The organism is Streptomyces sp. NPDC001406 (genome assembly GCF_042895285.1).
Classification (GTDB): domain Bacteria; phylum Actinomycetota; class Actinomycetes; order Streptomycetales; family Streptomycetaceae; genus Streptomyces.
This window is the reverse complement of sequence record NZ_JBIAWG010000010.1, coordinates 242,030-260,717: the sequence shown is the minus strand read 5'-3', so window position 1 is coordinate 260,717 and position 18,688 is coordinate 242,030. Positions and strand designations below refer to the sequence as shown.

The following is an 18,688-nucleotide window of genomic DNA, read 5'->3' as shown; positions in this document are numbered from 1 at the left end:
ACAGCGACTCTGCTGTCCGGGCCTGCGCCCACCGCGCAGGCCCGACCGCTTCCCGCCGAACCACCCCACAGTTCCCTCTTGTGCCACCTACAGTTCGAAGACTGAAACGGGGGACGGGGGAGGGGACTTCGGCATGCGCAAGGGGGTCAAGGTCACCATCGTGGGCGGGGTTTTCGCCGCGCTGGTGGGTGGGGCCGGGTACGGGGCGTACAACGTTCTGTCCGCGCTCGGCGGGGACGGGGGAGCGGGCGGGGGCTCGGCGTCGGTGAGGACCGGGCCGCCCAGTGGTGACGAGGTGCGGGACACCACGCGGAAGTTCTTCGCGGCCTGGGAGAAGGGGCAGGCGGCGACGGCCGCGTCGTTCACGAACAACGCCGAGGCAGCGGGTGTGCTGCTGACGGCCTACGGCGAGGACGCGCACATCACCAAGGTGAGCATCACGCCCGGGACGGCGACCGGCGCGACCGTGCCCTTCACGGTCCGCGCGACGGTGTCGTACGACGGGAAGTCCAAGCCGCTCGACTACAAGAGCGAGTTGACCGTGGTGCGCGGCGAGACGACGCACCGCCCCCTCGTCGACTGGCAGCCGTCCGTCGTCCATCCGCGGCTGCAGGCGGGCGACACGCTGGTCACCGGCGATTCGGCGAGCCCGGCCATCGAGGCCGTGGACCGGGACGGCAAGGTCCTGACGAAGGAGAAGTACCCGTCCCTGGGCCCGATCCTGGACGAGCTGCGCAGCCGCTACGGCGAGAAGGCGGGCGGCACCCCCGGCGTCGAGCTGGCCATCCGGCACCAGGCCGAGGGGGCCGCCGACACGACCCTGCTGACCCTGGCCAAGGGCAGGGCGGGCCGGCTGCCGACGACACTGAGCGCGAGCGCGCAGGCGGCGGCCGAGCAGGCGGTGACGAAGTACGCCGAGTCCTCGGTGGTGGCCGTGAAGCCCAGCACCGGCGAGGTGCTGGCGGTCGCCAACCACCGTGACGACGGGTTCAACGCGGCGTTCCTCGGCACGCTGGCGCCAGGCTCCACGATGAAGATCGTCAGCGCGGCGACGCTCATCGACAACGGGATCACGACGGCGACCGGCCCGGCGCCCTGCCCGCCGACCGCCACCTGGCAGAGCCAGACCTTCAGCAACCTCAAGGGCCTGGCCCCGGACGAGCACGCCACGCTCTCCGACAGCTTCGCCCGCTCCTGCAACACGGCGTTCGTGAAGTACGCGGACGAGGTGAAGGTCGACTCCCTCACCAAGGAGGCCGGGGAGCGCTTCGGGCTCGGGCAGGGCAACTGGAAGGTCGGCATACCCTCCTTCGACGGCCGCGTCCCCGCCTCCGGCGGCCCGGACACGGCGGCCAACATGATCGGCCAGGGCCAGGTGCAGCTGAGCCCGCTGAACCTGGCCTCGGTGACGGCGACCGCGATGACGGGCACCTTCCGGCAGCCGGTGATCGTGTCGCAGAAGCTGGACGGCCGCGATCTGGCCACGGCCCGGGGCCTCACGGCCGGCACGGTCCAGCAACTGCGCTCGATGATGAACCGCACCGCGGTCAGCGGCACCGCGGCCGGTGTGATGCGCGGCCTGAGCGGCAGCATCGGCGCGAAGACCGGCTCCGCGGAGGTCGACGGGCAGGCGAAGTCCAACAGCTGGTTCACCGGTTACCGCAATGACATCGCGGCCGCGGCCATGACCCAGGACGGCGGCCACGGCATCGACGCGGCCGGGCCGATTGTCGCAGCTGTGCTACGGACGGGAGGCTGAAGTCACTCGTACAGGAAGGGACTCTAGGGTGGGTGGTGTCGTTGAGGAGTGTGAGGGCTACGAGGGCGGCGGGGACCCTGGGGAATTCGCGGAGGAACTGAGGCAGTGGGCAAGAGAAGGCGCGTCGTCGAGCGACGGAGTACCAGACCCGCGGTCGTCGGCGGAATGATCGCCGCGGTCGTCGGCGGCGCGGGCCTCGGCGTCTATCTGCTCTACGGCGGCGCGGCGGCCGAGGGGCAGGCCGGCGCCACCGGCGACCACAAGACGGTCAAGACCGGCCCGCTGTCCGCGACCGAGGTGCAGACCACCGCCGAGCGCTTTCTCACGGCCTGGCAGCAGGGCAGGGTGAACCTGGCCGCGGCCGCCACGGACGACTCCGCCGCCGCCACCACCCAGCTCACCGGCTACTCCAAGGACGCCCGCATCAAGGACGTCACGCTCACCGCGGGCACCCGCACCGGCGCCAAGGTCTCCTTCTCCGTCAAGGGCACGGTCACCTACAAGGGCATCAGCAAGCCGCTGGCCTACGACAGCTCGCTCACCGTCGTGCGCCGCGCCCGCGACGGGAAGCCGCTGGTCGACTGGCACGCCTCCGTCGTCCACCCCGACCTGAAGGACGGCGACAAGCTGGTCACCGGCGAGTCCGGCACCCCGCCCATCAAGGCGCTGGACCGCGACGGAGGAGAGCTGACCGCCGCGAAGTACCCCTCCCTGGGGACGGTGCTCGACGGGCTGCGCGAGAAGTTCGGCAAGACGGCGGGCGGCAAGGCGGGCCTCGAACTGCGCGTGGCGCGCGGCAAGGCGTCCACGGCGCACAAGCTCTCCGACAAGACGCTCGTGGAACTCAGCAAGGGCACCCCGGGCACGGTGCGGACGACGCTGAGCCCGGCCCTCCAGGCGGCCGCCGAGAAGCAGGTAACCAAGCAGGAGCGGGCCTCGGTCGTGGTCATGCGCCCGTCGACCGGGGAGATCCTCGCGGTGGCCAACACCGGCCACGGCTTCAACACGGCCTTCCAGGGCTCGCTGGCCCCCGGCTCCACGATGAAGATCATCACGTCGTCGCTGCTCATCGAGAAGGGTCTGGCCTCCGCGGACAAGGGGCACCCCTGCCCCAAGAAGGTGAAGTACGGCGGCTGGACCTTCCACAACGACGACGACTTCGAGATCAAGGGCGGCACGTTCAAGGCGAGCTTCGCCCGCTCCTGCAACACGGCCTTCATCAGCCAGGCGAAGGAGCTGGGCAATGCGGACCTGACGAACCAGGCCCAGCAGGTCTTCGGCCTGTCCATGAACAACTGGGCGATCGGCGTCCCGACCTTCGACGGCTCGGTGCCGGTGCAGTCGGCGGCCCAGATGGCGGCCTCGCTGATCGGGCAGGGCGGGGTGCGGATGAACCCGCTGAACATGGCGTCGGTCGCCTCGACGATCAAGGCGGGCGTCTTCCACCAGCCCTATCTGGTCTCCCCGAGCGTGGACCACCGCAGGACGGCCACCGCCACCCGCACCCTGTCCGCGTCCACGCTCTCGCAGCTGCGCGAACTGATGCGGTACACGGCCGCGTACGGCACGGCGGCCCAGGCGATGTCCGGGCTCGGCCCCGACTACGGCGCGAAGACGGGCTCGGCGGAGGTCGACGGCCAGAAGAAGCCCAACGGGTGGTTCACCGCGTACCGCGGCGACCTCGCGGCCGCGGGTGTGGTCCAGGCCGGCGGGCACGGAGGCGACACGGCGGGACCGATCGTGGCGGCGCTGCTGAAGATGGGGAGCTGAGCCCCGGCGGGCGGCCGGCCCTCAACGGCCGGGCGGCCGGACCCTCAATGGGCCACGGGCTCGGCGGCCATGTACGTCCGCCGCAGGAACCGCAGCAGGGTCTTCGACTCGAACTGCACCACCTCGACCCCGCCCGGGGAGTGGAACTCCACCACGGCCTGGACCCGGCCGCACGGCCACACCCGTACGTCCCCGCTCTCGACCGGCGCCCGCAGCCCCTGTTCCAGCAGCGATCTGGAGAAAGTCCACTCGTGCGGCCCGGGAAGTCCGACCCGCACCGCCCGGGGGTCCGCATCGGGGTCGTAGCGCAGGATGACCGGGACCGCCGGTTCCTCCTGCACGTTGACATTCTCTTCCGTGACTATGTGAGCTCGCGCGTACTGCTCGACTACGGACATCAGACGGCCCTCTCACGCTGCGTCACCTGGGCGGAAGTCATGCCTCCGCCTCCACTCCAATGTCGCATATTTCCCATATTGCGCTCATCGAACCCTGCGCATCTCAGTTGTGCGATATGCATAAACCAGCTCCTCGCTCTTGCAAGAGGTTCGCAACAAGCCTCTAGAATCAAACGGTGCACGTACCTGACGGATTCATCGACGCCCCCACCTGTGCGGTCGCCGGAGTGGTCGCCGCCGGCGCCCTCGCCGTGAGCCTGCGCGGCGCGCGGCGCGAACTCGACGAGCGGACCGCCCCGCTGGCCGGACTGGTGGCGGCGTTCATCTTCGCCGTACAGATGCTCAACTTCCCCGTCGCGGCCGGAACAAGCGGCCATCTGCTCGGCGGCGCCCTCGCGGCGATACTCGTCGGCCCCTACACGGGCGTCCTGTGTGTCTCCGTCGTCCTGCTCATGCAGGGCATCCTCTTCGCGGACGGCGGCCTGACCGCGCTCGGCGTCAACATCACGGACATGGCGATCGTCACGACGGTCGTGTCGTACGCGGTCTTCCGCGGCCTGGCGAAGGTGCTCCCCCGCAAGCGGCGCTCGGTGACCGTCGCCTCCTTCGTCGCCGCCGTCCTCTCCGTCCCGGCCGCGGCCGTCGCCTTCACGCTGATCTACGCGGTCGGCGGCACCACCGACGTCGCCATCGGCAAGGTCGCCACCGCGATGATCGGCGTCCACGTCCTCATCGGTATCGGCGAGGCCGCGATCACCGCGCTCACGGTCGGCGCCGTCATCGCCGTACGGCCGGACCTCGTGTACGGCGCCCGCGGACTCCAGCAGCGTCTGAAACTGCGGGTGAACGGCGAACTCGTCGACGCGCCCACCACCCGGCCGGTCCCCGTCGCCGCCCGCTCGCACCGCACGCTGTGGATCACCGGCCTGGTCACCTCCCTGGTGCTCGCCGGGTTCGTCAGCTTCTACGCCTCCGCCGACCCCGACGGCCTGGAGAAGGTCGCGCACGACAAGGGCATCGACCAGAAGGCCCAGAAGCACGCGTCCGACGGCTCCCCGCTCGCCGGCTACGGCGTGAAGGACGTCTCCGACGCCCGCCTCTCCGGCGGACTCGCGGGCGTGATCGGCGTCGGCGTCACGGTCGTCGCGGGCAGTACCGTGTTCTGGGCGGTGCGCAGGCGCCGTACGAACGACGTCTCACCCGCGAGCACGGGCGTCTGACATGGGCGCCGATGGGGGTACCTCCCTGCTCGAGCGGAGCCGAGAGCTTGGGGGAGCACACAGGCTCTACCGGCACGTGCACTCCCCCGTGCACACGCTGCCGCCGCACACCAAGCTGGCCGCCGCCTTCGCCTTCGTGGTGGTCGTGGTGTCGACCCCGCGCGAGGCGATGTGGGCGTTCGGGCTGTACGCCGTGCTGCTCGCGTATGTGGCCCACCTCGCGCGCGTACCCGCCGGATTCCTGCTCAAGCGGCTGCTCATCGAGGTGCCGTTCGTCGCCTTCGCGGTGCTCATGCCGTTCGTGGCGGAGGGCGCGCGGGTGGACGTCCTCGGTCTGTCGCTGAGCGTCAACGGCCTGTGGGGCGCCTGGAACGTGCTCGCCAAGGGCACACTGGGCGTCGCCGCCTCCGTGCTGCTGGCCGCCACCACCGAACTGCGTGAACTCCTCCTCGGCCTGCAGCGCCTCAGACTCCCGTCGCTGCTCGTCCAGATCGCGTCCTTCATGATCCGCTACGGCGACGTCATCACCGACGAGATGCGCCGGATGCGGATCGCCCGGGAGTCGCGCGGCTTCGAGGCGAGCGGCGTACGCCACTGGGGAGTGCTCGCCAAGTCGGCCGGCGCGCTGTTCATTCGCTCCTACGAGCGCGGTGAGCGGGTGCATCTGGCCATGGTGAGCCGGGGATACGCCGGTTCGATGCCGGTCATCGACGAGGTGACCGCGTCCCGGGCGCAGTGGTCGTACGCCCTCGCCCTCCCCTGTGCCGCCCTCGTCGTCTGCCTGCTGGGATGGACCCTGTGAAACCTTCGCTGGAAGTGGCCCGACTGGCCTTCGCGTACCCCGACGGCCACCAGGCCCTGTTCGGGGTGGACTTCTCGATCGGGCGCGGCGAACGGGTCGCGCTGCTCGGCCCGAACGGCGCCGGCAAGACGACCCTGGTGCTGCACCTCAACGGCATCCTGGGCGGCGGCACCGGCACGGTGACCGTGGCCGGGCTGCCGGTCGGCCGGGAGCACATGGCCGAGATCAGGCGGAAGGTCGGCATCGTCTTCCAGGACCCGGACGACCAGCTCTTCATGCCGACCGTGCGAGAGGACGTGGCGTTCGGTCCGGCCGCGGCCGGACTGAAGGGGGCCGCACTGGAGGAGCGGGTGCGTACCGCCCTGGAGCGGGTCGGCATGCGGGACTTCGCCGACCGGCCGCCGCACCATCTGTCCTTCGGCCAGCGCCGCCGGGTCGCGGTCGCGACGGTCCTCGCGATGGAGCCGGAGATCCTCGTCCTCGACGAGCCGTCCTCCAACCTGGACCCGGCCTCCCGCCGCGAACTGGCCGACATCCTGCGCTCGCTGGACGTCACGGTCCTGATGGTCACGCACGATCTGCCCTACGCGCTGGAACTGTGCCCGCGCTCCCTGATCCTGAGCGACGGCGTGATCGCCGCGGACGGTCCGACGAGCGACCTCCTGTCCGACGACGCACTGATGCGCGCCCACCGTCTTGAGCTGCCCTTCGGCTTCGACCCGAGGTCCGTTCCGGCCGCCGCCGAGCTGACCTGACGCGTTTCCGTGACGGCCGTCCCGGATCGTCCGGGACAATGGGCGGGTGACGCATCAAGAGGACGCCGGGTCGCTGCTGCTCGACGAGCAGCTCTGCTTCGCGCTGTACGCGGCCCAGCGCGCCGTGACCGCGGCGTACCGCCCGCTCCTCGACGAACTCGGCCTGACCTACCCGCAGTACCTCGTCCTCCTTGTCCTGTGGGAGCGCGGCGAGACCACGGTGAAGGAACTGGCCGCGGCCCTGCGCCTCGACTACGGCACGGTGTCCCCGCTGCTGAAGCGGCTGGCGGCGGCGGGGCTGGTGCGCCGTGAGCGCTCGGCGCGTGACGAGCGCTCGGTGCTGGTCGCGTGCACCGAGCGCGGGCGCGAACTCCGGGAGCGAGCGGCGCGGGTCCCCGGCGCGCTGCTCACGACGACGGGGCTGGGCGCTTCCGAGGTCGCGCGGCTGCGCGAGGAGCTGTGGCGGCTCGCGGAGCGCGCCGAGCACGCCTCCACCCGGCACTGACGGACGTTACCCACGGTCACTGTGCCCTGAGGGCGACAACTGACCTACCGGCCAGTACCTTGTGCACGATGTACTTGTGCACACCTGTTCCTTGGAAGGCCGACCATGACTGACGGCACCGCCGCAACCGACGGCACCGCTGTTGACACCCGCCCGACGAAGATCATGTACGTCGCCGAAGCCACCGCGCACGGTGGCCGGGACGGGTACGTCACCAGTCAGGACGGCGCGATCGAGCTGAAGGTCTCGATGCCGCCGGAGCTGGGCGGGGACGGCAACGGCACCAACCCGGAGCAGTTGTTCGCCGCCGGCTACAGCTCCTGCTTCCACAACGCGCTGATCCTGGTCGGCAACCGCGCGGGCTACGACCTGACCGGCTCCACCGTCGCCGCGAAGGTCGGCATCGGCCCGAACAAGCACCGCGGCTACGGCCTGGCCGTCGCCCTCAGCGTCTCCCTCCCGGTCCTCGACGCGGACGTCGCGGCCAAGCTGGTCGACGCGGCCCACGAGGTGTGCCCGTACTCCAACGCGACACGCGGCAACATCGATGTGACGATCGTGCTGGGCTGAATCCCGGCGCCTGCGGGCTCCAGGACACCAAACCGTAACCAAATCCGCTACCCCGCCGAGGAATCCAAGGCCGCAGTCCCGTGTTTCACTCGCTGGCGCAAGCAAGTGGAGGGACCGGGCGTGGGCGTGAATGTGGACGTGGACGTGAGCGGCACAGTCGCCGAGGGCTTCGAGCCGGTCAGGGCGGCGTTCGCGCGCAACTTCGGGCTGCTCGGCGACCGGGGCGCGGCCGTCGCCGTGTACCGGGACGGGCACCGGGTGGTCGACCTGTGGGGCGGGACGAAGGACGTCGACGGTACGGCCCCCTGGGAGCACGGCACCGCGCAGATCGTGCGCTCCGCGACCAAGGGCGTCGCCGCCGCCGCGCTGCTGCTTCTGCACCAGCGCGGTGAGCTGGACCTGGACGCGCCGGTGGGCGAGTACTGGCCGGAGTTCAAGGCGGCGGGCAAGGAGAGCACGCTGGTCCGGCATGTGCTCGCGCACCGTGCCGGCGTCCCCGTGCTCGACCGTCCGCTGACGCCGGAGCAGGCCGCGGACCCCGACCTCGGCGCACAGGCCGTCGCGGCCCAGGCGCCGGTGTGGGAGCCGGGCACCGACCACGGGTACCACGCGCACACATACGGCTGGCTCACCGGCGAGCTGGTACGGCGCGTCACCGGCCGCCCGGTCGGCGAGTTCATCGCGACCGAGATCGCCGGGCCGGCCGGTGCCGACCTCTGGCTCGGCCTGCCGGAGTCCGAGGCCGCCCGCGTGGGCCGGGTCGGCCCCGTCGAGGCCGCCGAGGCGGGCGGCGCGCTGAGGACCCGTCCGAAGCGGTCCGTCTCCGAGGCCTACGCCGACCCGGAGTCCCTGACCCGCCGTGCCTTCGCCGCGATCACACCGCTCCCCGACGAGAACGCGCCCGCCTACCGCGCGGCCGCCCTCCCCGCCTCCAACGGCATCGCCACCGCCGACGGCCTGGCCCGCTTCTACGCCTCCCTGATCGGCGAGGTGGACGGCGGCACACGGCTGTTCCACCCCGGGACGGTCAAGTCGGCCCGGGGCGAGCAGTCGGCCGGGCCGGACCGCGTGCTCGTGGTCGGCACCCGGTTCGGCCTCGGCTACATGCTGCACGGCAGCGCGTCGCCGCTGCTGTCCGCCGGCTCCTTCGGCCACCCGGGCCGCGGTGGCGCCCTCGCCTTCGCCGATCCCGAGTCGGGCATCGCCTTCGGCTATGTCACCAACGGCTTCCGCAAGAGCGTGACGGCGGACCCGCGGGCGCAGGCCCTGGTGCGGGCGGTGCGCACGGCCCTGGAGCGCGTCACACGTTGATCGGGTGCGAGGTCCGCCCGGACGCCGAGTCGATCTCTCCGTGTGCCTTGGTCAGCAACTGCATCGCCAGTTCGTTGAGCGCCCGCGCGCCGGCTATCTCCTCGCCGACGCGTGGCTGATTGGCGTCGGTGTGGTGCCTGCTGGCACTCCCGTGCGCCCGTACCTCACTGCCGTCGGGCAGACGCACCAGCGCGGCCGCCCGCGTGTGCAGATCGTCCTCCTTGAACTCCAGCTCGACGTGCCATCCCACAGCGGTGTGCATCATGAGGACCACCTCCGGAATCACTGCTTCCAGGGTGCTCCTCGACGCCCCCGGCGTCACGTCGGCCCGGAAAACTGGCTTTCCGTCAGGAAATGGGCGTCCGGGACGGGCTTCCGCTCAGGAAGCCGGCTTCCCGTCGAAGCTGGCGAAGTACGCGGCGGCCATGTCCTCGTCGGCATGGCCCTGGGCGGCGGCGCGCGCGAAGCGCTCCGCGACGGCCTCGGCCACGTCGAGACGGACGCCGTTGTCCGCACCGGCCCGGACGATCAGCCGCGCGTCCTTCTCGGCCGTGGCCACCGCGAACTGGGCCGGGGACAGCCGCTCGCCCAGCACCATGGCCGCCTTGGCCCGCAGGTACCCCATGTCGAGCGGCCCGCCCTCGATGAGGTCGAAGAAGGCCTGCGGGTCGACGCCGAGCGCCTGGGACAGGGCGAGGACCTCGCCGGTCGCCGCGGTGGCCGCGAGGACCCAGCTGTTGGCGACCAGTTTGAGCCGGGTGGCGCTGCCCGCCGCCCCGTCGTCGCCGGTCCACACCGTACGGGCGCCGACCGCGTCGAACAGGGGCGTGACGGCCGCCCGGCCCTCCTCGGGACCGGCGGCCAGGACGGTCAGCTGTCCGGCCTCCGCGGGCTGGCGGGTGCCGAGGACCGGGGCGTCGTAGAAGACGAGGCCGTGGTCGCGGGCGAAGCCGGCCAGGCCGGCGACCGAGTCGAGGCCGGCGGTGGTCGACTGCGCCCAGACCGCGCCGGGGCGCAGTGCGGGAGCCGCCTCCCGCATGACCTCCAGGACGGTGTGGCCGTCGTACAGCATGGTCAGGACGGCATCGGCGCCCTGGACGGCCTCGGCGGGGGTGTCGGTGACGTGGGCGCGGTCGGCGGCCAGCGGCTCGGCCTTGGCGCGGGTGCGGTTCCAGACGCGGACGGTGTGCCCGGCCTTCGCGAGGTTGCGGGCCATCGCGGCCCCCATGATCCCGGTGCCCAGGACGCTCACGGTGAGCTTGTCTGTCATGACGTCAACTTCCTGATCCGTGCGGTGAGTACGGGCCTTGAGCATGGTCGCTCAGGCGCGGTCTCCATGGTCGTCCAGACGCGAGCGTTCCCGGCGGCGGCGCGGACGGGTCCGGCAGCGGGATCCACTCCCCCGCGCCGCTGACCGGCGTGCAGCATCAGCCCGATCCCGACCACCAGTAGCCCGGCGGCGGCGATCCGGGGTGCCCCGAAGCGCTCCTTGAAGAACAGCGCCCCGATCGCCGCTCCGACGATGATCGACGACTCCCGCAGGGCCGCGATCGGCGCCGGTTCGGCGCGGGTCTGCGCCCACAGCACCAGCCCGTACGCCGAGAGGGACAGAAGCGCGCCGAACAGCCCGAGGGCGGCGAACGGGCGCAGCAGGGCGAGCGTCTCCCCTCGCCGGCGCCGGACGGCGTACGCCGGGATCACCACGCCCTGGACCATCATCAGCCAGGCGGTGTACCCGAGGGGGGAGCCCGAGGCGCGCACGCCGAGCCCGTCGACGACGGTGTACGAGGCGATGGACAGCCCCGTCGCGAGGGCCGCCCCGATCGCGGCCCAGTTCGGCCGGCACCCGCGCAGCCCCCACAGGGCGACACCGGTGAGTCCGGCGCAGGACAGGGCGACACCGGCGGCGGCCCAGCGGTCGGGCACCTCGTGGGCGAAGACGGCCGCAAGGACGGTGACGACCAGCGGGGCGGTGCCGCGCGCGATGGGGTAGGCCTGCCCGAAGTCGCCGTGCCGGAAGGACGCCATCAGCAGGACGACGTACACCAGGTGGATGGCCGCGGAGCAGAACAGGTACGGCCATGCCGCGGCCGCCGGGAACGCCGTGAACGGCGCCAGGGCCAGTCCGATGAGGACACCGCCGGCCAGGATCAGGGTGAAGCCGACGAGCTTGTCGGTGATCCGGTGGGCGATCGCGTTCCAGCTGGCGTGCGTGACCGCGGCGAGCAGCACCGCCGCGGTGACCAGCGGTGTCACGAGGTGCGTTCGCGCACGTCCACCAGGGTGCCGCCCGCGTGGGCGATCAGCGTCTTCGGCTCCATGGGGAAGACCGCATGCGGGGTCCCGGCGGCGGCCCACACGAGGTCGTGCGCCAGCAGCGACCGGTCGGCGAGCACCCGGGTGCGGGTCCGGTGCCCGAAGGGCGGCACGCCCCCGATCGCGTACCCGGTCGTCTCCCGTACGACATCGGCCTTGGCCCGGGTGACGGCCTCGGCGCCGAGTTCCTCCCGCACCCGCTCCACGTCCACCCGGGACGCCCCGTCCATGAGGACGAGGACCGGTACCCCGTCGGCGGCGAAGATCAGCGACTTGCAGATCTGGCTCAGCTCGCAGCCGATGGCCGCGGCGGCCTCGGCGGCGGTGCGGGTCGCGTCCGGGAAGCGTCTGACCCGGGAGTGGAGTTCCCCGAGGCCCAGTTCCTCCAGGGCCGCGGCGAAGCGGGGGTGGGCTCCGGTGCCCTCGGCGTCGGCGTCAGTGGCGGCTGTCGTCGTCATGCGGGCACGCTAGCGGTACGTGTACGGGGCAGGCGACCGGGTTTCCTCGCATGAAGAGGCCGGCGAGAGCGCCCCGTCCCCACGGATCCCTCGCCGGCCGGTCCTTCAGCGGAAGCGGCGCGTCAGGCGTGCACCAGCTCCCGGTCCGCGTCCCCGTCCCGGGGGCGGTCGCCGTCGTGGGCGCGCAGGCCCTCGCCCTCGACGTCCACGTTGGGCAGGGCGCGGTCCAGCCACTTCGGCAGCCACCAGGCCTTCTTGCCGAGCAGCGCGAGCACCGCCGGGACGATCGCCATCCGGACGACGAAGGCGTCGAAGAACACCGCGATCGCCAGGCCGAAGCCGATCATCTTGATCATCGACTCGCTGGACCCGATGAAGCCGGAGAAGACGGCGATCATGATCACCGCGGCGGCGGTCACCACGCGGGCGCCGTGCCTGAAGCCGGTCACCACGGCCTGGCTCGGCTTCTCCCCGTGGACGTACGCCTCCCGCATCCGGGTCACGAGGAACACCTCGTAGTCCATGGCGAGACCGAAGACCACACCGACCATGAAGATCGGCATCATCGACATGATCGGTCCGGTCTGCTCGACGCCCATCAGGCCGGACAGCCAGCCCCACTGGAAGACCGCGACGACGGCGCCGAGGGCCGCCAGCACGCTCAGCAGGAAGCCGAGGGCCGCCTTCAGGGGGACCAGGATCGAGCGGAAGACGAGGATCAGGAGGAGGAAGGCCAGGCCGACGACCAGGGCCAGATACGGGACCAGCGCGTCGTTCAGCTTCTGCGACGTGTCGATGTTCATCGCCGTCGAGCCGGTGACCAGGACCTGCGCGTCCGTGTCCGCCTTGATCTCCGTGCCCTTGTCACGGATCGCGTGCACCAGGTCCTCGGTGGTCGTCGAGGACGGCTTGGAGTTGGGGATCACGGTGATCGTCGCGGTGTCGCCGGCCTTGTTGGGCACGGCCGGGGTCACCGTCACGACGTCCTTGAGGCCCTTGATCTCCTTGCCGACCTCCTTGAAGGCGGCCTTGGGGTGGTCGCTGTCCTTGGCGTCGACCACCAGCATCAGGGGGCCGTTGAAGCCGGGGCCGAAGCCCTCGGAGAGCAGGTCGTAGGCGCGGCGCTGCGTCGTCGAGGTCGGCTGGGAGCCGTCGTCGGGCAGGCCCAGTTCCAGGGAGGCGGCGGGGACGGCCGCGGCACCGAGGCCGACGACGCCCAGCAGGAGGACGGCGACCGGGCGGCGTACGACGAAGCTCGCCCAGCGCGTGCCCATGTTCGGCCGGCCGGCCTTGTGGGGGTGCTTGGGCCCCCGCCCGCCGCCGAGCAGCTTGCTCTTCTCGCCCGCCGGACGCACCTTGCGCCCCGCGTAGCCGAGCAGCGCCGGGATCAGGGTGAGCGCGATCAGGACCGCGATGGCGACCGTGCCCGCGGCGGCGACGCCCATCTTGGTCAGCATCGGGATGTTGACCACGGACAGGCCGACCAGGGCGATCACCACGGTCAGACCGGCGAAGACCACCGCGGAGCCCGCGGTGCCGGCGGCCCGCCCGGCGGCTTCCTCGCGCTCGCGGCCCTCGGCCAGTTCGGCGCGGTAGCGGGAGACGATGAACAGCGCGTAGTCGATGCCGACGGCGAGGCCGATCATCGAGGCCAGGGTGGACGTGGTGGAGCCGAGGTCCAGCGCGTTGGCGAGCGCGGCGATGGTGGAGACGCCGATGCCGACGCCGATGAGGGCGGTGACCAGCGGCAGTCCGGCCGCGAGCAGCGAGCCGAAGGTGATGACGAGGACGACCGCGGCGATCGCGATGCCGATGACCTCGGTGGCGCCCGTCTCGGGAGTCGTGTTGAGGGCGTCACCGCCGACCTCGACGGTCAGCCCGGCGTCCCGCGCGTCCTGCGCGGCCTCGTTGAGGGCCTCGCGCGTGGAGTCCTTGAGCTCCATGCCGGAGACCTTGTACTTGACCGACGCGTAGGCGACCGTGCCGTTCTTGCTGACGGCCCCGGCCTGGTACGGGTCGGCGACGGAGGCGACCTCGGAGCCGTCCTTCAGCTCCGCGACCGTCTTCTTCACGATCTTCTTGTTGGCGGCGGCGGTCATCTTCTCGCCGCTCGGCGCCTTGAAGACGACGCGCGCGGTGGCGCCGTCGGCGCTCATCCCGGGGAAGCGCTGTTCCAGCAGGTCGAAGGCCTTCTGGGCCTCGGTGCCGGGGACGGAGAAGGAGGTGTTGCCGGCCGCGGGGGCACTCGCCGCCCCGACGCCCGCCAGCGTCAGCAGCGCCACCCATATGAGGGCGACGAAGTGCCGTCGCCTGAAGGCGAGTCGGCCCAGTTTGTAGAGGAACGTGGCCACGAGGTCGTACTCCCGGTCAGTCGTGGGGTGTTCAGGGCAGGGGTGACCAACCCCGTGGGTGGCAGGGGTGATCGGCCCGACGACGTGAGCGGTGACGTCAGGTGGGGCTGAGGGGACTTGTCAGTCGGTGGGAACGCCGAGGGCGGGGAGGACCACGGCGTCGATGTACGAGAGGAGGAACGACTGCGTCGGCGGCTGCTCGTCGATCATCGCGCGGGCGGCGAACCCGCCGATCATCATGTGCATCACGAACCCGATCGCCGGGTTGTCCGCACGGACCTCTCCCCGGTCGACCGCCCGCTGGATCACGCGACGGAACTCCGCCATCTCCGGCTCGATGAGATGCTCCCGGAACGCCTGCAGGAGGTCCGGGTTGCCGTGCACCGCCATGGCCAGACCCCGCATCAGCGCGGAGCTCTGCTCCATCTCGCAGTCGTCCGAACGCAGCGTGAGGGCGTGCAGATCGCCCTGGAGCGACCCGGTGTCGACCTCGTCGGCCGAGCCGCCCGGCTTGCTGTGCCGCACGGCCTTCGCCACCAGCTCGGCCTTGCCGCCCCACTGGCGGTAGAGCGTCGCCTTGCTGGACCGGGTGCGGGCGGCCACGGCGTCCATGGTGAGGGCGTCGTAGCCGACTTCGCGGAGCAGGTCGAGCACGGCCTCGTACAACTCGGCCTCACGCTCGGGGGTGATACGACTGCGGCGCGCCGTGGCGACCTCGGTCATCGTTCCCACCTTCCCACTCCGAACGACACGGTTTCGTACGTGACGAATGTAGCGCACCCTCCATACGAAACGAAACCGTTTCGTACGTGTCCTGGGTCACGCCCTGGTCGAGCGCCCGGAATTTTCACAAGTTGCTCCGGTCCATCCCCCGGAAAAGCATGGGGAGGTGAGCTATCTGCGCCTGCCGCACCTCAGCGGCGAACTGCTGTGCTTCGTGGCCGAGGACGACCTCTGGCTGGCCCCCCTCGGCTCCCCGGGCCGCGCCTGGCGGCTCACGGTGGACCGCACCAAGACCGGCCACCCCCGCTTCTCGCCCGACGGCCGGACGATCGCGTACACGAGCTGGCGCAGCCTGGTGCCCGAGATCCACGTCGTCGGCGTGGAGGGCGGGCCGGGCCGGCAGCTGACGTACTGGGGAAGCGCGGACACCCGGGTGTGCGGCTGGACGCCTGCCGAGAACGGCGGGCCGGAGATCCTCGCCGTCGCCTCCCACAGCCAGCCGTTCTCGTACTTCACCTGGGCCTACAAGGTCTCCACCGAAGGCGACCCCGGCCGCAAGCTCCCCTGGGGCCCGGTCGCCGACATCCAGGTCGCCGACCTCGACGAGGGGCACCGGACCCTGCTCCTGACCGGCACCCCGCCGCACGAACCGGCCGCCTGGAAGCGGTACCGGGGCGGCGCCATGGGCCGGCTGTGGCTGCACGGGCAGCGGCTGCTCGCCGGCATCGGCGGCCACCTGGACTGCCCCATGTTCGTCGGCGGCCGGATCGCCTTCCTCTCCGACCACGAGGGCGTCGGCAACCTCTACTCCTGCGCCTACGACGGCTCCGACCTGCGCCGCCACACCGACCACGACGCCTTCTACGCCCGGCACGCCTCCAGCGACGGCACGCGGGTGGTGTACCAGTGCGCGGGCGACCTGTGGCTGGTGGACGACCTGTCGGCGGACTCGGTGCCGCACCGGCTCGATGTGCGCCTGTCCGGAGCCCGCGCGGGACGCCGCAGGTACCAGGTGCCCGCCGCCCGGCACGTGGACGGCATCTCGGTCGACGAGACCGGCCGGGCCAGCGCCGTCGTGGTCCGCGGCAGCCTGTACTGGCTCACCCACCGCGACGGTCCCGCGCGCACCATCTCGGACACGCCGGGCGTACGGGTCCGGCTCCCGGTGATGCTGGGCTCGACCGGGCGGATCGCCTACGTCACGGACGCCGAGGGCGAGGACGCGATCGAGATCTCCCAGCTGCCCCGCGCCAGCGGCGACCGCGCGCCGCGCCGGCTGGCCTCCGGCGAGCTGGGCCGGGTCCTGGAACTGGCCTCGGACCCGCTGGGCGAGCGCCTCGCCGTCGCCGCGCACGACGGACGGCTGCTGCTGATCGACACGGGCGAGGACGCGGACGGTGCGGTGACCGAGCTGATCCGGTCCATCAACGGCCCGGTGCGGGACCTGGCCTTCTCGCCGGACGGCTCCTGGCTGACCTGGTCGCATCCGGGGATCGGCCGCTCGCTCCGGCAGATCAAGATGGCCCGGATCTCCGGCCCCGGGCAGGCGGACCAGCCGGTCGTCGACGTGACCAACGGCCGCTTCGAGGACGAGAACCCGGTCTTCACCCGGGACGGCCGCTATCTGGCGTTCCTGTCCTGGCGCGGCTTCGACCCGGTGTACGACGTCCACACCGGCGACCTGTCCTTCCCGCTCGGCTGCCGCCCGTACCTGGTCCCGTTGTCCTCGGCCACTCCCTCCCCCTTCGCCCTGAACCCCGAGGGCCGGCCGGCCGCCGGGGGCCTGGACCCCGTGGAGGACGAGGAGACCGGCGAGGGCGGCGCGGTGACCGTGGAGGTCGAGGGGCTGGAGAACAGGGTCACCCCGTTCCCGGTCTCCGCCTCCAAGTACTCCGGGCTGCTGCCGGTCTCCGGCGGCGGCCTGGTCTGGCTGCGCTGGCCGATCTCGGGCGCGCTCGGCGAGACGTTCGCGAACCCCAACGACCCCAGTGAGCGGCCCACGCTGGAGTACTTCAACCTCACCAAGGCGAAGAAGTCCCAACTCGTCGACCACCTCGACTGGTTCTCGGTGAGCGGCGACGGCACCCGGCTGGTGCTCATGGACGAGGGCGACCTGCGGGCCGTCCCCGCGACCGAGCCCGGCGACGGCGACACCACGACCTGGATCGACCTGCGCCGCATCCTGCACGAGGTCGACCCGCCCGCCGAGTGGCGCCAGGCCTACGCGGAGGCCGGCCGGCTCATCCGGGACTACTTCTGGGAGCCGCACATGTGCGGCATCGACTGGGACGCGATCCTCGACCAGTACCGGCCGCTGGTCGAACGGGTCGCCTCCCCCGACGAGTTCGCCGACCTGCTGCGCGAGGTGCTGGGCGAGCTGGGCACCTCCCACGCCTATGTCACCCCCGCCCGCCGCAACGAGGGACCGGCGCACTACCAGCGCCTCCAGGGCCTGCTGGGCGCCAACCTGGTGTGCCGGGACGGCCGTTGGACGGTCAAGCGGATCCTGCCCGGCGACTCCTCCGACTCCAAGGCCCGCTCCCCGCTGGCCGGCACGGGCATCCGCGAGGGCGCCGTGCTCACCCATGTGGACGGCCGGCCGGTGAACCCGGTGACGGGTCCCTATCCGCTGCTGGCGGGTTCGGGCGGTACGACGGTGGAGCTGACCTTCGCCCCGGCCGAGGGCGAGACGGGCCCGCCGCGGCGGGTCGCCGTCGTGCCCCTGATCGACGAGCGGCCGCTGCGCTACCAGGACTGGGTGGCCAAACGCCGCGAGGTCACCCGGGAGTTGAGCGGCGGCAGGTGCGGCTATCTGCACATCCCCGACCTGGGCGGCTCGGGCTGGGCCCAGTTCAACCGCGACCTGCGCATGGAGGTCTCCCGGCCCGTGCTGATCGTGGACGTGCGCGGCAACGCGGGCGGGCACATCAGCGAGCTGGTCGTCGAGAAACTCACCCGGACCATCCTCGGCTGGGACCTGACCCGCAACGCCCAGCCCGTGTCGTACGCCTCGAACGCGCCCCGCGGCCCGATCGTCGCCCTCGCCGACGAGGCGACCTCCTCCGACGGCGACATGATCACGGCGGCCTTCAAACTGCTCAAGCTCGGGCCGGTGGTGGGTCAGCGCACCTGGGGCGGGGTGGTCGGCATGACCGGGCGGCACCGGCTGGGCGACGGCACGGTGATCACGGTGCCGATGAACGCGGCCTGGTTCGACGCCTACGGCTGGTCCGTGGAGAACCACGGCGTCGCCCCCGACCTGGACATCCTGCGCACCCCGCTGGACTGGGCGGAGGGCCGCCATGTCGAGATGGACGACGCGGTGCAGCTCGCCCTGGACCTGCTGACCACCAACCCGGCGGCGGTCCCGCCCGACTACAGCGACGTACCGGACCGCTCGCGGCCGGAGCTGCCGCCGCGGACACCGCCGCGGACATGAGAAGGGGTGCCCCGCGCGGGGCACCCCTTCCACCGGACCTGCGACGTCAGGCGTCGTAGTCCATGTCCATGCGGTCACGCATGTCGTGCTCGGACTCGTCGGTGTCCCGCACGTTCTGGCGGCCGCGCTCAGGCTGCTGCGGGCCACGCTGCGGCTGCTGCTGACCGCGCTGCGGCTGCTGCGGGCCACGCTGGGGCTGCTGCGGGCCGCGCTGGGCGCCCTTCTGCTTGCCCTGGGACTTTTCCTGGAACTGGTCCTTCATACCCATGTGGGTTCACTCCCGTGGAGGGTGAGGGGTTTGGGCCCTTTGG

General features: G+C 71.8%; 16 protein-coding genes and 1 pseudogene. 9 read left to right on the top strand and 8 right to left on the bottom strand.

Going from position 1 to position 18,688, the window contains the following annotated elements; genetic code table 11:
- The first annotated feature begins 133 nt into the window (after nucleotides 1-133).
- Both ACFY1J_RS25275 and ACFY1J_RS25270 read left to right on the top strand, forming a co-directional pair.
- On the top strand, nucleotides 134-1,759 hold the full coding sequence (locus ACFY1J_RS25275) for a penicillin-binding transpeptidase domain-containing protein (protein ID WP_390709872.1): 1,626 nt from the start codon (nucleotides 134-136) through the stop codon (nucleotides 1,757-1,759).
- 105 nt (nucleotides 1,760-1,864) lie between these two features.
- The gene (locus tag ACFY1J_RS25270) at nucleotides 1,865-3,529 is read left to right on the top strand and encodes a penicillin-binding transpeptidase domain-containing protein (protein ID WP_390709871.1); all 1,665 of its coding nucleotides are present in this window, start codon (nucleotides 1,865-1,867) and stop codon (nucleotides 3,527-3,529) included.
- 44 nt (nucleotides 3,530-3,573) lie between these two features.
- Here the strand turns inward: ACFY1J_RS25270 and ACFY1J_RS25265 are convergent, their stop codons facing one another.
- Entirely contained in the window at nucleotides 3,574-3,927 is a 354-nt protein-coding gene (locus ACFY1J_RS25265) for an SsgA family sporulation/cell division regulator (protein WP_390709870.1), read from the bottom strand.
- Nucleotides 3,928-4,103: 176 nt separating this feature from the next.
- On the opposite strand from ACFY1J_RS25265, the gene ACFY1J_RS25260 reads away from it, so the two are divergent.
- From ACFY1J_RS25260 to ACFY1J_RS25235, 6 genes are all read left to right on the top strand, one after another.
- Nucleotides 4,104-5,147 (top strand): energy-coupling factor ABC transporter permease, encoded by a 1,044-nt coding sequence (locus ACFY1J_RS25260; RefSeq protein WP_390731982.1) that lies wholly within the window; start codon nucleotides 4,104-4,106, stop codon nucleotides 5,145-5,147.
- 1 nt (nucleotide 5,148) lies between these two features.
- The gene (gene cbiQ / locus ACFY1J_RS25255) at nucleotides 5,149-5,949 is read left to right on the top strand and encodes a cobalt ECF transporter T component CbiQ (protein ID WP_390709868.1); all 801 of its coding nucleotides are present in this window, start codon (nucleotides 5,149-5,151) and stop codon (nucleotides 5,947-5,949) included.
- Complete coding sequence (locus tag ACFY1J_RS25250; RefSeq protein ID WP_390731981.1) at nucleotides 5,937-6,704, top strand: energy-coupling factor ABC transporter ATP-binding protein; 768 nt, start codon at nucleotides 5,937-5,939, stop codon at nucleotides 6,702-6,704. The genes cbiQ and ACFY1J_RS25250 overlap by 13 nt, the downstream gene beginning before the upstream one ends.
- A 46-nt stretch (nucleotides 6,705-6,750) precedes the next feature.
- On the top strand, nucleotides 6,751-7,209 hold the full coding sequence (locus ACFY1J_RS25245) for a MarR family winged helix-turn-helix transcriptional regulator (protein WP_390731980.1): 459 nt from the start codon (nucleotides 6,751-6,753) through the stop codon (nucleotides 7,207-7,209).
- Nucleotides 7,210-7,314: 105 nt separating this feature from the next.
- Nucleotides 7,315-7,779 carry an organic hydroperoxide resistance protein gene (locus ACFY1J_RS25240; RefSeq protein WP_390731979.1) on the top strand — a complete coding sequence of 155 codons (465 nt, stop codon included), beginning with the start codon at nucleotides 7,315-7,317 and terminating at the stop codon, nucleotides 7,777-7,779.
- Between the two features lie 138 nt (nucleotides 7,780-7,917).
- Nucleotides 7,918-9,090 (top strand): serine hydrolase domain-containing protein, encoded by a 1,173-nt coding sequence (locus ACFY1J_RS25235; RefSeq protein ID WP_390732031.1) that lies wholly within the window; start codon nucleotides 7,918-7,920, stop codon nucleotides 9,088-9,090.
- Here the strand turns inward: ACFY1J_RS25235 and ACFY1J_RS25230 are convergent.
- The 6 genes and pseudogenes from ACFY1J_RS25230 to ACFY1J_RS25205 form a co-directional block, all read right to left on the bottom strand.
- Entirely contained in the window at nucleotides 9,080-9,355 is a 276-nt protein-coding gene (locus ACFY1J_RS25230; protein WP_390709864.1) for a DUF1876 domain-containing protein, read from the bottom strand. The two genes, ACFY1J_RS25235 and ACFY1J_RS25230, sit on opposite strands and share 11 nt — an antisense overlap.
- Nucleotides 9,356-9,469: 114 nt before the next feature.
- Nucleotides 9,470-10,360 carry an NAD(P)-dependent oxidoreductase gene (locus ACFY1J_RS25225; protein WP_390731978.1) on the bottom strand — a complete coding sequence of 297 codons (891 nt, stop codon included), beginning with the start codon at nucleotides 10,358-10,360 and terminating at the stop codon, nucleotides 9,470-9,472.
- A gap of 143 nt (nucleotides 10,361-10,503) precedes the next feature.
- Nucleotides 10,504-11,346 (bottom strand): annotated as a pseudogene (locus ACFY1J_RS25220) (EamA family transporter); the annotation flags it as partial.
- Nucleotides 11,343-11,864: a YbaK/EbsC family protein gene (locus ACFY1J_RS25215; RefSeq protein ID WP_390709862.1), complete on the bottom strand. Its 522-nt coding sequence runs from the start codon at nucleotides 11,862-11,864 to the stop codon at nucleotides 11,343-11,345. The pseudogene ACFY1J_RS25220 and the gene ACFY1J_RS25215, both read right to left, overlap by 4 nt.
- A gap of 122 nt (nucleotides 11,865-11,986) precedes the next feature.
- A complete protein-coding gene (locus tag ACFY1J_RS25210) occupies nucleotides 11,987-14,215 on the bottom strand; it encodes an MMPL family transporter (RefSeq protein WP_390709861.1) in 2,229 nt (742 codons plus the stop codon).
- Between the two features lie 120 nt (nucleotides 14,216-14,335).
- Nucleotides 14,336-14,938, bottom strand: a complete 603-nt coding sequence (locus tag ACFY1J_RS25205; protein WP_390709860.1) for a TetR/AcrR family transcriptional regulator — start codon at nucleotides 14,936-14,938, stop codon at nucleotides 14,336-14,338.
- A gap of 166 nt (nucleotides 14,939-15,104) precedes the next feature.
- On the opposite strand from ACFY1J_RS25205, the gene ACFY1J_RS25200 reads away from it, so the two are divergent.
- Nucleotides 15,105-18,377, top strand: a complete 3,273-nt coding sequence (locus ACFY1J_RS25200; protein ID WP_390731977.1) for a S41 family peptidase — start codon at nucleotides 15,105-15,107, stop codon at nucleotides 18,375-18,377.
- Between the two features lie 46 nt (nucleotides 18,378-18,423).
- On the opposite strand, the gene ACFY1J_RS25195 is transcribed toward ACFY1J_RS25200, so the two are convergent.
- Nucleotides 18,424-18,645, bottom strand: coding sequence for a hypothetical protein (locus ACFY1J_RS25195; protein WP_390731976.1), 222 nt, complete (start codon nucleotides 18,643-18,645; stop codon nucleotides 18,424-18,426).
- Between the last annotated feature and the right edge of the window lie 43 nt (nucleotides 18,646-18,688).

Bases quoted from the DNA above. Each gene is read 5' to 3' on its own strand.
- ACFY1J_RS25240 (WP_390731979.1), top strand. From the start codon at position 7,315: ATGACTGACGGCACCGCCGCAACCGACGGCACCGCTGTTGACACCCGC.
- ACFY1J_RS25250 (WP_390731981.1), top strand. From the start codon at position 5,937: ATGGACCCTGTGAAACCTTCGCTGGAAGTGGCCCGACTGGCCTTCGCG.
- ACFY1J_RS25275 (WP_390709872.1), top strand. From the start codon at position 134: ATGCGCAAGGGGGTCAAGGTCACCATCGTGGGCGGGGTTTTCGCCGCG.
- ACFY1J_RS25230 (WP_390709864.1), bottom strand. From the start codon at position 9,355: ATGATGCACACCGCTGTGGGATGGCACGTCGAGCTGGAGTTCAAGGAG.
- ACFY1J_RS25195 (WP_390731976.1), bottom strand. From the start codon at position 18,645: ATGGGTATGAAGGACCAGTTCCAGGAAAAGTCCCAGGGCAAGCAGAAG.
- cbiQ (WP_390709868.1), top strand. From the start codon at position 5,149: ATGGGCGCCGATGGGGGTACCTCCCTGCTCGAGCGGAGCCGAGAGCTT.
- ACFY1J_RS25265 (WP_390709870.1), bottom strand. From the start codon at position 3,927: ATGTCCGTAGTCGAGCAGTACGCGCGAGCTCACATAGTCACGGAAGAG.
- ACFY1J_RS25225 (WP_390731978.1), bottom strand. From the start codon at position 10,360: ATGACAGACAAGCTCACCGTGAGCGTCCTGGGCACCGGGATCATGGGG.
- ACFY1J_RS25215 (WP_390709862.1), bottom strand. From the start codon at position 11,864: ATGACGACGACAGCCGCCACTGACGCCGACGCCGAGGGCACCGGAGCC.
- ACFY1J_RS25205 (WP_390709860.1), bottom strand. From the start codon at position 14,938: ATGACCGAGGTCGCCACGGCGCGCCGCAGTCGTATCACCCCCGAGCGT.